14 protein-coding genes are annotated in these 12,806 nt (G+C 64.8%); 4 read left to right on the top strand and 10 right to left on the bottom strand.

Translation table 11 applies throughout. From position 1 onward, the window contains the following. Nucleotides 1-80 precede the first annotated feature (80 nt). Together rpsG and rpsL are read right to left on the bottom strand one after the other, a co-directional pair. Complete coding sequence (gene rpsG / locus PCE31106_RS10950; RefSeq protein WP_017232357.1) at nucleotides 81-551, bottom strand: 30S ribosomal protein S7; 471 nt, start codon at nucleotides 549-551, stop codon at nucleotides 81-83. 125 nt (nucleotides 552-676) lie between these two features. Then, the gene (rpsL, locus tag PCE31106_RS10945; RefSeq protein WP_017232358.1) at nucleotides 677-1,051 is read right to left on the bottom strand and encodes a 30S ribosomal protein S12; all 375 of its coding nucleotides are present in this window, start codon (nucleotides 1,049-1,051) and stop codon (nucleotides 677-679) included. Between the two features lie 412 nt (nucleotides 1,052-1,463). On the opposite strand from rpsL, the gene PCE31106_RS10940 reads away from it, so the two are divergent. Both PCE31106_RS10940 and PCE31106_RS10935 read left to right on the top strand, forming a co-directional pair. After that, nucleotides 1,464-2,711, top strand: coding sequence for a hypothetical protein (locus tag PCE31106_RS10940; protein WP_150563289.1), 1,248 nt, complete (start codon nucleotides 1,464-1,466; stop codon nucleotides 2,709-2,711). Between the two features lie 229 nt (nucleotides 2,712-2,940). Continuing rightward, a complete protein-coding gene (locus PCE31106_RS10935) occupies nucleotides 2,941-3,663 on the top strand; it encodes an HAD family hydrolase (RefSeq protein ID WP_150552126.1) in 723 nt (240 codons plus the stop codon). Here PCE31106_RS10935 and PCE31106_RS10930 read toward each other — a convergent pair. Both PCE31106_RS10930 and PCE31106_RS10925 read right to left on the bottom strand, forming a co-directional pair. After that, nucleotides 3,611-4,402 (bottom strand): AraC family transcriptional regulator, encoded by a 792-nt coding sequence (locus tag PCE31106_RS10930; RefSeq protein WP_026131672.1) that lies wholly within the window; start codon nucleotides 4,400-4,402, stop codon nucleotides 3,611-3,613. The genes PCE31106_RS10935 and PCE31106_RS10930 overlap by 53 nt on opposite strands. A gap of 123 nt (nucleotides 4,403-4,525) precedes the next feature. Further along, on the bottom strand, nucleotides 4,526-4,924 hold the full coding sequence (locus tag PCE31106_RS10925) for a CopD family protein (protein ID WP_017232362.1): 399 nt from the start codon (nucleotides 4,922-4,924) through the stop codon (nucleotides 4,526-4,528). A gap of 151 nt (nucleotides 4,925-5,075) precedes the next feature. Here PCE31106_RS10925 and PCE31106_RS10920 point away from each other — a divergent pair, with 151 nt between their 5' ends. Then, nucleotides 5,076-5,384, top strand: a complete 309-nt coding sequence (locus PCE31106_RS10920; RefSeq protein ID WP_150563288.1) for a DUF4148 domain-containing protein — start codon at nucleotides 5,076-5,078, stop codon at nucleotides 5,382-5,384. A 291-nt stretch (nucleotides 5,385-5,675) separates the two neighbouring features. Here the strand turns inward: PCE31106_RS10920 and PCE31106_RS10915 are convergent, their stop codons facing one another. Then, on the bottom strand, nucleotides 5,676-6,386 hold the full coding sequence (locus PCE31106_RS10915) for a dienelactone hydrolase family protein (protein WP_017232364.1): 711 nt from the start codon (nucleotides 6,384-6,386) through the stop codon (nucleotides 5,676-5,678). 441 nt (nucleotides 6,387-6,827) lie between these two features. Here PCE31106_RS10915 and PCE31106_RS10910 point away from each other — a divergent pair, with 441 nt between their 5' ends. Then, entirely contained in the window at nucleotides 6,828-7,325 is a 498-nt protein-coding gene (locus tag PCE31106_RS10910; protein WP_150563287.1) for a hypothetical protein, read from the top strand. Nucleotides 7,326-7,349: 24 nt separating this feature from the next. Here the strand turns inward: PCE31106_RS10910 and PCE31106_RS10905 are convergent, their stop codons facing one another. The 5 genes from PCE31106_RS10905 to PCE31106_RS10885 all read right to left on the bottom strand — a co-directional run bounded on the left by PCE31106_RS10905 (nucleotide 7,350) and on the right by PCE31106_RS10885 (nucleotide 12,765). Then, nucleotides 7,350-8,282, bottom strand: coding sequence for a LysR family transcriptional regulator (locus PCE31106_RS10905; protein ID WP_150563286.1), 933 nt, complete (start codon nucleotides 8,280-8,282; stop codon nucleotides 7,350-7,352). Nucleotides 8,283-8,429: 147 nt separating this feature from the next. After that, complete coding sequence (locus tag PCE31106_RS10900) at nucleotides 8,430-9,419, bottom strand: 2-dehydropantoate 2-reductase (RefSeq protein ID WP_150563285.1); 990 nt, start codon at nucleotides 9,417-9,419, stop codon at nucleotides 8,430-8,432. A gap of 4 nt (nucleotides 9,420-9,423) precedes the next feature. Beyond that, nucleotides 9,424-10,374 carry a fumarylacetoacetate hydrolase family protein gene (locus tag PCE31106_RS10895; RefSeq protein ID WP_150563284.1) on the bottom strand — a complete coding sequence of 317 codons (951 nt, stop codon included), beginning with the start codon at nucleotides 10,372-10,374 and terminating at the stop codon, nucleotides 9,424-9,426. 12 nt (nucleotides 10,375-10,386) lie between these two features. Continuing rightward, nucleotides 10,387-11,250, bottom strand: a complete 864-nt coding sequence (locus PCE31106_RS10890) for a DODA-type extradiol aromatic ring-opening family dioxygenase (protein WP_150563283.1) — start codon at nucleotides 11,248-11,250, stop codon at nucleotides 10,387-10,389. 39 nt (nucleotides 11,251-11,289) lie between these two features. Next, a complete protein-coding gene (locus PCE31106_RS10885) occupies nucleotides 11,290-12,765 on the bottom strand; it encodes an aldehyde dehydrogenase family protein (RefSeq protein WP_150563282.1) in 1,476 nt (491 codons plus the stop codon). Nucleotides 12,766-12,806: the final 41 nt, after the last annotated feature.

Below are 12,806 nucleotides of genomic sequence, written 5' to 3'. Positions count from 1 at the left end.
GGCTACTAACACAAACGGGCGAGGCGCAATTTCTCATGCGCACCCGCCCCGGTTTCTGCTCTAGGTACTGCTTGCCAGCGTCAGAAGCGGAAGTGCGAGAATGCCTTGTTGGCTTCGGCCATGCGGTGAACTTCGTCACGCTTCTTCATGGCGCCGCCACGGCCTTCCGAGGCTTCGATCAGCTCACCTGCCAGACGCAGGGCCATCGACTTCTCACTACGCTTTTTCGCGGCCTCACGCAACCAACGCATCGCCAATGCCATACGACGCGACGGACGCACTTCGACCGGAACCTGATAGTTTGCACCGCCAACGCGGCGGCTCTTGACTTCAACCACCGGCTTCACGTTACCGAGCGCCGTGTTGAAGATTTCCAGCGGATCCTTGCCCGCCTTGGTTTGGATCTGCTCGAAAGCACCATAAACGATGCGCTCTGCAACCGACTTCTTGCCGGCAAGCATGAGCACGTTCATGAATTTAGCGACATCAACGTTGCCGAACTTCGGATCGGGCAACACTTCGCGCTTGGGGACTTCGCGACGACGCGGCATGATTTCTTCCTTAATAAATTCAGTTGGAGCTTCGCTCCAAGTCACCTACTAGCCACTTCCTGGCCGAGTGACCACTTACTCAGTGACGATGTACACCATCACCGAACGTATGTCCGCTGAGCCGCTTAGGCCTTCGGACGCTTCGCGCCGTACTTCGAACGGGACTGCTTACGGTCCTTGACGCCTTGCGTGTCGAGGCTACCGCGCACCATGTGGTAACGCACACCCGGCAAGTCCTTCACACGACCGCCGCGAATCAGCACGACCGAGTGTTCCTGCAGGTTGTGGCCTTCACCGCCGATGTACGAAATGACTTCGAAACCGTTGGTCAGGCGCACCTTGGCAACCTTACGCAATGCGGAGTTCGGCTTCTTCGGCGTCGTCGTGTACACACGGGTGCACACGCCGCGACGCTGCGGGCAGTCCTGCAGGGCCGGGCTCTTGCTCTTGATTTGAGCAGAGGTGCGCGGCTTGCGGACCAATTGGTTAATCGTTGGCATTGTGATTTCCTAAATGTGTCAAAAGCATGAAAACCAAGGCGGGCCGTCATGCAGATTTACTGCGCACTCACCCGGCTATTCTTGCGGATTGCCCGCACCTAAACGCTTGATGCATAAGCATTTTGCATTGGACACGCGCATACCGCCGGAAAAACCGGAGCCTGCGACTATACCTCTGGTCAGCGCAAGTGTCAATGCACTTGCACGCAAATTCGCCCCGTAAGTCGTTGATTGTTAACGCGTTGCCGAGCGCCGCCTTGGGTCGCCACGCGGCGGCATGGGTTGAGCGAATGTCCTCGCGGGTGCCAAACCGCAAACGTCGGCGTTCCGACGCGACAACCGGATTCGTTGCAACAGGAATACTCCGGGCCACCACGGGAAGCGTCCTGTGACATCCATTGGAGTGACCGCGATGTATTTTGCGATTGGAGAATGGCTCACGACCGCGCTGGCGGTGTCGAACGCAATGCCGGACCCGCACCATGCCGCGCACACACACAGCATCACGACCGACCTCAGGCAGATCGCGTCGGCGCCGGTCTCGGCCGGCGCTCAACGTGCCACGCCTCGCCATGCGGACGCTGTCGCCAACGGCGCGTCGTTCGACTGGTCGCAGCCCCCGGCGACCCGCGCGCGGGTATTCGCCGAGCGGCTGAAGGACGTACGGCCAGTTTGCGTGGTCGGCAGCGGTAACGACCGCGAGAATTGTTTGCTCGACCTCACACCGGGCCTGAACGTCAACGTCAGCGCAAGCCGTCTGATGCTGGCGGGCTGCGAAGCGTCGCTCCCGGCGACGGTCAGCGCTGCGCTCTCGCGCGACGGACGCGATGCCAGCGCCCTCGAGCGTGCATTTTCCGCAACCTTCGCTGCGGAGTCGCAGGGGAAGTTCTCCGTCGCGGCGATCGAGCGACGGATCACCCAGCGCCTTCGCGAAATGTCGCCGGGCATGCATCACCTGCTGCGCCGCGCCGACGTCTACCTCGAGATGCCGCGGGTCACGTTCCTGCGCGTGCTGACCAGCCAGCAGGAAGCCCGACGCCATCACGTCACAGCCGCCTTCACCGACCCGCCCATTCGTCACGTCACCGGCGCCCCGGACGTGCACGACGCCATGCTTGGCGCCTACATCCGGCTCCCGATCGGGGGCGCCGTCCACACGTTCCTCGTCTCGCTCGCCACGCCGAATACCATTGAGGTGATTCGCCAGGATCCGCGCACCCACGCCGACCAGCACCTGCCAGCCCTCTTCGGCGACGTTCCGGGATACTTTCAGGCCACTCGTTTGCAGATGCGCACGGTAGGGCCGGGCGACGACATCGTGCGAACACTCGCAGAGTGGCTCCATGACGGTCATCAACGCTATCGCGACTTCGCCCGCGGCGAAACGCGCGAGAGTCTCGCACCGGAATCGCATCGCCACGTCGTACAGCAAGCATGCCCGTCGGCCACCCCGCCCCGAACAACGACCGCCGCGCAGACGCCGCCGCAGACCCAAGCATTGGTACAGGCCGAGGCGCCACCGCCGACTGACACGGCCCCGACCCTCGCCCGTTCGCCGCGCGCTGGACAGCCTTCGATCGCCGAAATCGAGGAAGCCATCGCGATGCTAGAGCGTCTGGACAAGCGTTACCGTTCGCTGGGACGCCCTCGCTTCGGGTGAGCGGGACAATGCTTCGCCCGGCGCCCTCGCCCGGGAACGACGGCCGGGAGTCACGTCCCCGGTCCGTCATCCTGAGAGGATATGCACGCCCTATCAAATCTCGCAGCCGCGCCTGTCGTGTCCGGCGTAGCCGGTGTCATCTCGCGCGTTTTTCACGGAGGCGCGAATTCGTACACTCGGAGGTTTAGGCGGTGAGTCCTCCTGCCCTGACGCGAGCCCACTATCAGCCATGCAGGCGAGTTTCGAAAAAGACAGCATTCTGGTGCTCGATGTCGACGGCACTCTGACCGATTCGGAGCGAATTCATCAGCGCGCGCTGCTCGGCGCCATGACGTCGCTGGAATTCGAAGACCTGAACACCGACTGGGGCAGCTACCCGCATCACACCGACACCGGCATTCTGATTCATGCCCACGCGGAGCACGGACGCGCGCTGCCGCAGCCGCACGATCTGGCGCGCTTCGAGCACGAGATCGACGAGCGCTTCACCGCGCTGCTCAACGCGCACGGTCTGGCCGAAATCCCGGGCGCTCGTGCTTTCGTCGACGCGGCACACCGATCGCGCTGGGGGGTCGTGTTCGCCACAGGGGGCATCCGGCAGGTCAGCCATCGGAAGCTGCGTTCCGTCGCTATCGAATACACCGACGCGATGCTCATCACCTCCTCCGAATACAGTTCACGCGAACAACTCGTCGCGGAGGCGATCAAGCGGGCACAAGCCGGCTACGGCATTACGCATCCGCGTGCGGTCGTCTCGATCGGCGACGGGATGTGGGACCTGAAAGTCGCGCGCCGTCTCGGCATTGATTTCGTTGGGATCGGCTCACGCCGCTCGCGCTCGCCGCTATGCGCCGAAGGGGTGCCCGTCTACGACGATATGTGGGATGCCATGCACTGGCTCACGCCGGGCCGCGGACGCGCATCAGGTATTCGCTTGGCGTCACGCCCATGAAGCGGCGGAACATGGTGGAAAACGCGCTCGGGGTGTCATAACCGACTTCGAGCGCCACCTGCGTGATGGGCCGCCCAGCCCCCAACATTGGCAGCGCACCCAGCAGGCGCATGTGCTGACGCCATTCCCGGAACGGCAAGCCGAACTCTGTCGTAAAGCGCCGCTCCAACGTGCGGCTCGATGCGCCGACATCCAGCGCCCAATCCTGCAGGCTGCGGGGATCCGAAGGCGTGTTCAGGTAGATATCGAAGATCTTGCGCAGACGGGCGTCGCGCGGCACCTGCAAGTGCAGCGGCGACTCGCTCTTCCATTCCACTTCCTCGAGCAACAGTGCCATGACGAGGGCGTCCTTGCCGTCGGGCGACCAATCGGCAGGAAGCGCCATCGCGCGCAGGATCAACTCGCGCAACAGCGCGGACACGCCGATGACCACCGGCGCGCTGGGCGCCGACATCCCGCATCGCGCCACGTCGACGTAGATCGTGCGCATTTCGACTCGGCCCCGCATGCGCACTTCATGCGTGACTTCCCCCGGCATCCACAGCGCGCGTTGCGGCGGTATGACCCAGAGCGACGTCTCGGTGCGCACTTCGAGAATGCCGGCACTCGCGTACATCAGTTGCGCGCGCCCGTGGCGGTGCGGGTGCACGACGAAGCCATCCGGGTAATCTTTCGCCAACGCGCCCACGGGGCGGTCTTGACCCTGAAATCCCAGGGGTACCCCAGTTGTGATCGGCATCGGCACCAGGCCTTTCAAAGGCGTAATTTTTGGGTCGTTTTTGGCAATTGCGCCAGCGTAACACCGGGTAGCGCAGCCCACCAAACCGAATCCCTTGCTGCGTCGGCGCAAAGCCAACACGGCTCAAAACGGCTTGACGATCACGAGCGAGACGATCGCGGCCATCGAGACCAGCGTAATGGGGAGCGCTCGCCGAAAGAGCGCCGGGGACGTCGTCACGCCATCGCGCTCCAGCCGCCTGAGCGTGGCGGACAGGCGTCCGTGCAATCCCGAGACGATCACCACCAAAACGAGCTTGGCCATCAGCCATGGCGCACTCCACCAGTTCGCCATGATGGCCATCGCGGGGCCGGTTATCCACACCACGATCAACGCGGGCGACGCCAGTCCGTAATCCGCCCGCCGCGCGATGCGCCGCCACTCGGGCTGCGTCAGACGCCCGCCCAACGCCATCGCCACCAGGCCGGCGATAAACGTGATCACTGCAATCAGATGGATGGCCTTGATCCATAGATAGAGCATTGCGGTCTCCTCAGGGCTTCGATTTATTATTTCAAATTCAGCAACAGTTGCTTGTCTCAACTCATCTTTATCGCTAAATGAAGCAGCAATACACTTCAACTGTCGACGATGAATAACACATCGCCTCTTTCAAAAGACAGGAGAAAACATCATGCAACGCACCCTCATTACCTCTGCCCTGGTTTCCGCAATGCTGGCCCTCTCGGCCGGCTCGGCTTTCGCCAGCGACGCGTTCGACGGCCCCTCGGAATTCTCGTGGGTGCCGCAAACCAGCGTCCTGAGTCGTGCCCAAGTCCGCCAGGAACTGGTCCAGGCGCAACAAGCCGGCCTGGTGGTTCAACACGATGCCGTGTACCCGAAGGCTACGCCCAGCGCCCAACCGACGGCGGCCAGCGCCTCGATCACGATGGGTTCGGTGGGTGGACAGCAACGCGCCGGCTCGACTTATTTCGGCTCCTAATGTAACTCGCCGCGCCGCGGGCCTCTCCAAAGGGGCCGCGGCGCGGCGCGCATTCTGCGCATAACGACGCGCCGGCGATTGCTGGCGCTCACTGTGATCTCCGGTCGGCCCCCGACCCAAGACTCCTGTCGCTGTGCGTAGTGGTTCAACGCACAGGACTTTGCCCGTCGCTCCGGCGACGGGCTTTTTTAGCGGACCTGGCAGCCTTCAGGAGGCCCGCGATCCCGTGACAGGGAACGACGAAGCCCGCCTAAGCGGGCTTCTGGTCGTTGATGGGACGACGGACAACGCTTACTTCGACAGCGACGTCGCAAGAAACTCGAGCGCGCGACCGTGGGCGAGCGCCGCCGACGGCTGATGGTAAGACGCGCGCGCCCAGCAATTGAAACCGTGGTCGGCGTTGGGATACACGAACACTTCCGTGTTCGGACGCGACTTCACCGCTTCGCTCACCGACGTCACGATATCCGGCGTGATATGGCTATCGAGCGCCCCGTAGTGGAACTGCACCGGCACATTCAGCCGGGCGGCTTCGCCCAGATAGTTGTGAATGCCGCCACCGTAGTACGGCACGGCGGCGTCGACCAGCCCGCGTGCGGCGCTCAGGTAGGACAGCAGTCCGCCGAAGCAATAGCCGACGGCGGCAATCTTTGCATGGGCATCGAGCTTGCCGCGCAGCGCCTTGGCCGTCGCTTCGATATCGGTCACGGCCTTCTCGATGTCGATCGATTGGCGCAGTTCCATCGCGCGCGCCCAGTCGTCGCCCGAGTAGCCAAGTTCGACGCGCGGGGCGGCACGCCAGAAGATATCCGGCGCGAGCACCACATAGCCGTCCATCGCGTATTGATCGGCAACGCCGCGAATGTGTTCGTTCACGCCGAAGATTTCCTGCACCAGCACAATACCCGGTGCCTTTGCGACCGGCCCCGACGGCGGCAATGCCAGATAGGCATCGAAGGCGCCGTCCACGGTTTCGACACGGATCCATTGACTGTTCGACACGGAAGTTGCTCCATCAAAAAAAGGGGAATTGCCCGCGCGCGACAACCACCGAGCCACTGCAGGGATCGGGCGCGACCGCGCGCAGTCAGGCCGAATCAGTATAGGCACTTTCGCGCTCGCGCACAGCGCTCGGCCAAGCCCGCCGCACAAGGCCCTGCAGGGGGCACGACGCGTGCCCACTTTCGCATCTCTCGGCTCACTCTACTTGTATCGCAGATGCGGTGAGGTGCGCCGTTTCGACGACCGAACCCAAACCTTCCGATCACGCTGAGCGGGCACCGTCGCTTCATCGTTTCGTCGTTTCGTCCCTTAGCCCTCTCGCCATCCCCCGTGATGCCCCTTACATGTCGTTACCGCCCCCGGGCCGGTCGACGGATGCGCGTTACGCTTGCCACAGGCATTCGATACTGCCGCGATCCAATTTAATACGGAATCCATATCATGAAGATAGCAACGCGCCATGCCATCAGCACCATTGCAATGTCGCTGGCATTGACAGCCACCGGCATTGCCACGGCCGACACGTTGTCGAGCACCGCGCGAGCGCAGAGCGCGCCGCCGGCGGCCGACGCCGACAACAAGCACGACATGCACGACGCCATCGACATGCCGCCCCCACCGCCGCGCATGGGTCGGCCCGTCGGCGGACCGGGTCCGCAGGGTGGGGCCGCGCCTGCCTTCGCAGCCATTCGCACCATCGACGAAATTGCGCACTGGTACCGCGTTGGCGGTCATCCCGAAGATGTCCTGCCGTTCTATCGCGAGACGCTCACGCAAACGCGCGACCCGATGCTGCGCCGTCATCTGCGCGACGCCATCGCGCGCGAGACGTTGAAACCGGCCGACACCACGGCAGCCATCGCGACATTGCGCGCGCAATTGCGCGAGGATCTCGCCGCATTGCCGCCGTCACCGTCACTTGACGCCAGGCGCCGCTGATGGAGTCGCGCGATAACGAACGCGTCAATCCCGTGACGCCGCCATGATTTGCGCGTTCCATTGCGGCAGCCACGTCAGCAAGAACTGCGCGAATCCCTCAGCCGCCGGCGACGCTGCACGCGAGAGCGGTCGGTACACACAGACCTGACGAATCGTCTCGGGCGAGACAACGCGGCGCATCACCAGACCGAACGGTGGCGCGAGCGCCGCCACGTAGCCGGGTGTCAGGGTGGCGGCCAGCCCTTGCGACGCGACGCCGAGCGCGGTCGTCACGTTATCGACCACGTCGATAGGTGTAATGCGCGCATCGGGCGGCGCAGACAAGCGCATCTGCGCAACGCTGCGTTCGTGATCGCGTCCCGCGGCAACGAGCGGCGTATCGCGCAGATCCGCCCATCGCACGCGCCGGCGTCGCGCGAGCGCGTGGCCCGGCGCACACCACAACACCCACGGGCTGTCGAATGCTGGCGCCCCGGCGACATGCGCGCCCGTTGCGCGATTGGGGCCGATCGCCAGATCGAGGTCGCCGTTGGCCACGTGATCGACGAGCGCATCGACCGGCGTATCGACCACGCGCACCACGACCTTGGGCCGTAGGTCGGCGTAAGCGCGAATCGCGGCGGGCAGCGCCATGCTCGCGAGCACCAGCGGCGCGCCCACGCGCACGATGCCGGCAGCACGGTTGCGCACGTCGTCAGCCGTTTTCTCAGCCGCCTGCACATGCCGAATCACCGACTCCGCCGACGCAAGAAAATCACGCCCAGCACTGGAGAGCGCCACACGCCGGGTGGTGCGGTCGAAGAGCCGAAAGCCGAGGACCGATTCGAGTTCGGCAACGAGTTGGCTCACGGCCGACGAGGTAAGCCCCAGGCGATTGCCCGCCTCGGCGAAGCTGTGCAATTCGGCAATGGCCACCAGCGCCTCGAACTGGCGGAGTGTGATGCGGGTCAGGGGCATGTCGTGTCGATGATCAAGTCTCGCCTACGAATATACCGGCATCGATGGATTGTCCCGAAGACGCGTGGCGCTCACCAGCGGCTTGCGCACTTCCCATTGAAGCGAGGACCGCCCTGCCGAACGTCATTGTCCGCGCCAAGGAATCCGTCACTGCGGGTACAGGCCATGTACCCGCCCGAACAGGCGCGTCAGGCCGAGCAATGCGTCGATGTTGGGCGCAGGAACCGACACGCGCTGACCGATCTCGCGCACCACGCTCACCAGCGCGTCGAGTTCGATGGGACGGTGCGCCTCCACGTCCTGCAGCATCGACGTCTTGAACGCCCCCAGCTTCGCCGTCACGGCATGCCGGTCATCGGGCGACTGTTCGATCGCGCAGCCGATCTTGGCCCCAATCGCCGCCGCCTCCGCCATCGCCGCCGAGCAGAACGCGCGCACGAGCGGGTCGTCCAGTAACCGGTCGATCGTCGCGCCCGTGATCGCCGACACGGGGTTCATCGTCAGGTTGCCCCACAGCTTGTACCAGATGTCGAGACGCACGTGCTCCGACGCCTTGACGTCAAAACCCGCCCGCGTCAGCAACCCCGCGAGCCGCTGCACGCGCTCGCTCTGCCCGCCGCCCGGCTCGCCGACGATGAGCCCACGCCCCATCTTGTGATCGACCACCCCCGGCGCCGATGTCGCCGCACTCGCATGCACCACGCACCCGATCACGTTGGCCAGCGGAATCGCCGCGCCAATCGCCCCGTCCGGATCGACGCTCGTCAGCGGATCGTCGCCAAAGGGCGCCACCCCCTTGCAGAACCACCACGGCACGCCGTTCATCGCGGGCAACACCAGTGTTTGCGGGCCGAGCAGGGGCGCCACGGCGCTCGCAACCTGCGCAAGCGCGGGCCCCTTCACCGCAATAACGATCAGGTCCTGCACGCCGAGCTTGCCGGCGTCTTCCAGCGGATGCGCCGCGTCCACGAGCGCAGTCGTCACCGTCTCGCCCTGCTTCACGCGCCAGCCATGCTCGCGCAACGCCGCCAGCGTCGCACCGCGCGCCAACGCGCTCACGCGCGCTTCCCCCGCCGCCGCCAGTCGCGCGCCGAGCAAGCCGCCGATGGCGCCCGCGCCAATGATCGTCACCTTCATCCCTTCACTCCTGTCGTTGCGCCGCGAGTCGATAGTTTTCCTTGAATCGCTCCGGCACACGTTCGTCAAACCCCAGCGCCACACGGCGCACTTCAGGACTGTCGCCCGGCGGGTGCCCCACACCGAGCGCCGCCGCGCGTGGTGCATCGATCCCCACGACCTGCCCCACAAGGCAACCGAGTCCGGTGATCTCGCACGCCACCCGATCCCCCGCGTCCACCGAGCGGGAATGACAGGGCGTGCCCATCAGGATCACGTCGCCCGGCAGCAGCGTGATATGTCGCGCAATGTCTGAGATCACGTAGTGCGGGCCCCAGATCGTTTCGTCACCGATGTGCGCCTCCTGCACGACCCGTCCATTGCGATAAGTGCGCAACGTCTGCTCGAACAGGTTCACGCCGCGCACGATGCCCGGGCCGATCGGCAACAGGGTGTCGGCTCCCTTCACGCGCAACATCGACCCTTGATCGGTGTCGCGAAAGTCCTGCAAACCCATGTCCAGCGCCGGGCAGAACCCCTCGATGTAATCCCACGCCTCATCGGGAAGCACATTGCGGCACGTACGCCCGATCACCACCGCGTACTCGCCCTCGTAGTTCAGATACCGACAATCCGCCGGCTTGAGGATCTGGCCGTTATGCCCATTCAACGAGGTCGGTGGCTTCGTGAAGTACGTCGGCGTGTCGGTCGGCTTGGGCCGGTTGCGCGTCTCCATGCTACGCGAGCGATACGAGATATGCACGGCGATGATCTTCGACGGATCCACCGGCGACAGATGCGCCACCGCCTGCGGGTCCACCGTACGTCCATCGTCGAGCCGCAACAACCCGCGCTCGTGACCGTCCTCGACGATCGTGCCCCAGAACGCACTGCCGGCCAACATTACGCGACGACGCTCGACGCGCGGGCCGCGCATCACGGCAGGCAATTCTCGCAGCGGAAATTCGAAGTCCATGGTCGCGCCCCGTCAAATCGTATCGAACCAGACATGCACATTGCCGGTGCCGCGTGCGTTCTCGTATTCAGACAGCACCGTGCCCGGGTGACGGCTCGCCGCACCGCCCAGCGCCCCGATCATCTGCAGGTAATGCGCGCCGTGCGCCTCCCACGGGCGCTTGCGGTAGTCCTCGTCCCAGTTCGCCAGAATCCGGTCGTGACGCCCTTCCCGAAAAGCCTCGATGGCACGCTTGTCGCTCTCGATGTTCTCGGGGCGCGACACATTGCTCTCGTGGAAGATGCGCGGATGATGGGGCTGCCAGTCGATGCCGTTGAACCGGTGACTCAACGAACCCGATGCCAGCATCACCACGCGCAGAGGACTGCGGCGAATCGCCTCGCCGATCGCATCACCCGATTGCAGAAAATGCTTCGCCTCGCAGTTCTGACACGAACTCACGGTCACGACCGGCCACACGTCGAGCCGCATCTGTTTGATGACGTTGATCGTCGGGTAATGGCGCGGCAAGTCGGGATGCAACACAGCGCGGGCGCGCACGCCGCGCTCGCGTGCCACGGCTTCGACGCTCAGCGCCAGCTCGGGATGCCCACGATAATCGTAAGGCACGCCATGCAGATACCAGGGCATCTCGTCGGAGATGTACATGCCCGAATAGTGCGCCCCGCCGTCGATCAGGTGATAACCGGTGGTGAACCAATGCGAGTCGAAAATCACGATGACGTCCGGACGCGCCGCCACGACGCGCTCACGCACCCGCGCATAACCGGCGATCAAGTCCGAATCGGTGCCCGCGCCCTGCAGCACGCGGAATTCCTCACACTGCATCAGTCCTGGGTGATGCGAGACTAGCGCCGCGCCGACGATCTGTCCCATGGGGCTCTCCTCTTCTCTCGTTGTGATGCCGCGGGCGCATCAGCGATGGCTGAAGCTGGCCTTGAACGGCTGTTTCGGCACGACGACATCCTTCACGTCGCAAAAGAAATCGAAGCTCCAGTCGCCGCCTTCGCGTCCAATGCCGGAGCGCTTGGTGCCGCCGAACGGCGCCGCCAGATCACGAATGCCGAAGCTGTTGATCCAGAGAAAGCCCGTGCGAACGCGCTGCGCGACGGCAATGGCGTGCGCCTCGTCGCCATAACAAACGCCGCCCAGCCCATAGTCGGTGCCGTTAGCCATGTCGACGACCTCGTCATCGCTTGCGAACGTTTGCAGCGTGAGCACCGGGCCGAAGACCTCCTGTTGCACGATCTCATCGTGCTGACGCAGATCGGTGAGCAGCGTCGGCGCGAAGTATTGCGCGCCGAACGTATGCCGTGTGCCGCCCCACAGCACGCGCGCGCCCGCTGTCACGGCCCGGTCGACGAAGCCCTGCACGCGTTCGAGCTGCCGCGGGTGGATGATCGGACCGACCTCGGTCTGCCCATCGCGCGGGTCCCCCACGACGAGGCGCTCGACCAGCACGCGCAGCTTGTCGGTGAACGCCGGCGCCACGTCCGCATGCACGAGCAGACGCGTGCCTGCCAGGCACACCTGCCCGGCGTTGCGATACATCAGCGCGGCGGTGGCGGCAGCGGCGTCGAGATCGGCGTCCGCCAGCACGATGAAGGCCGACTTGCCGCCCAGTTCCAGACTGCACGGCACGAGATTGGCCGCCGCCGCCGTGGCGATCCACCTGGCGGTCGCGACCGAGCCGGTGAACGAGATGCGCGCAAGCCGCGTGTCGCTCACGAGCGCTGCCCCGGTCACGGCTCCCGGGCCTTGCAACACTTGCAACACGCCCGGCGGCAGCCCCGCCTCGTGCGCGCAGTCCGCGAGTAGCGAGGACGTGAGCGGCGCCCACTCCGGCGCCTTGAGCACTACCGTATTCCCGCACGCCAATGCCGGGCCGATCTTCCATGTCGCGAGCATCAGCGGCGAGTTCCACGGCGTGATGACCGCCACGACACCCGCAGGATCGTGACGCACGAGATGACGCGCCTGCGGCGTCTCGATCACACGGTCCTGCAACGTCATGGCATGCTCGGCGAACCACGTGATGTTCTGCATGGCGCGCGGCACCACGCCATGCGCCATGCGCGAGCGCAGCACCCCGGCATCGACGCTCTCCAACGTGGCGAACGCCTCGGCACGACGCCCGACTTCGTCGGCAAATCGCTGGAGATACGGCAGGCGTGCCGACGCACCAAGCGCCGCCCACGCGGCGAAGGCCTGCGCCGCCGACGACACCGCGGCATCGACGTGCGCCGCATTGCCGCTGGCGATCTCCGCCAGATGTGTCTGGTCGATAGGCGAGACGCACGCGAACGTGTCGCCGGACGCCACGCGGCGGCCGTCGATATAGTGATCCGGCGAAACGGATACGCCGGCGACGTCAAAACGAGGAGCACTCATGCGATGTCTCGTGGGAAGTGTTTGGCGCAGCGGTTGGGGGA

This window comes from Pandoraea cepalis (assembly GCF_902459665.1).
GTDB classification, from domain to species: Bacteria; Pseudomonadota; Gammaproteobacteria; order Burkholderiales; family Burkholderiaceae; genus Pandoraea; species Pandoraea cepalis.
Note: the sequence above shows the minus strand (reverse complement) of the source record. Positions and strands in the feature narration are given on the sequence as shown.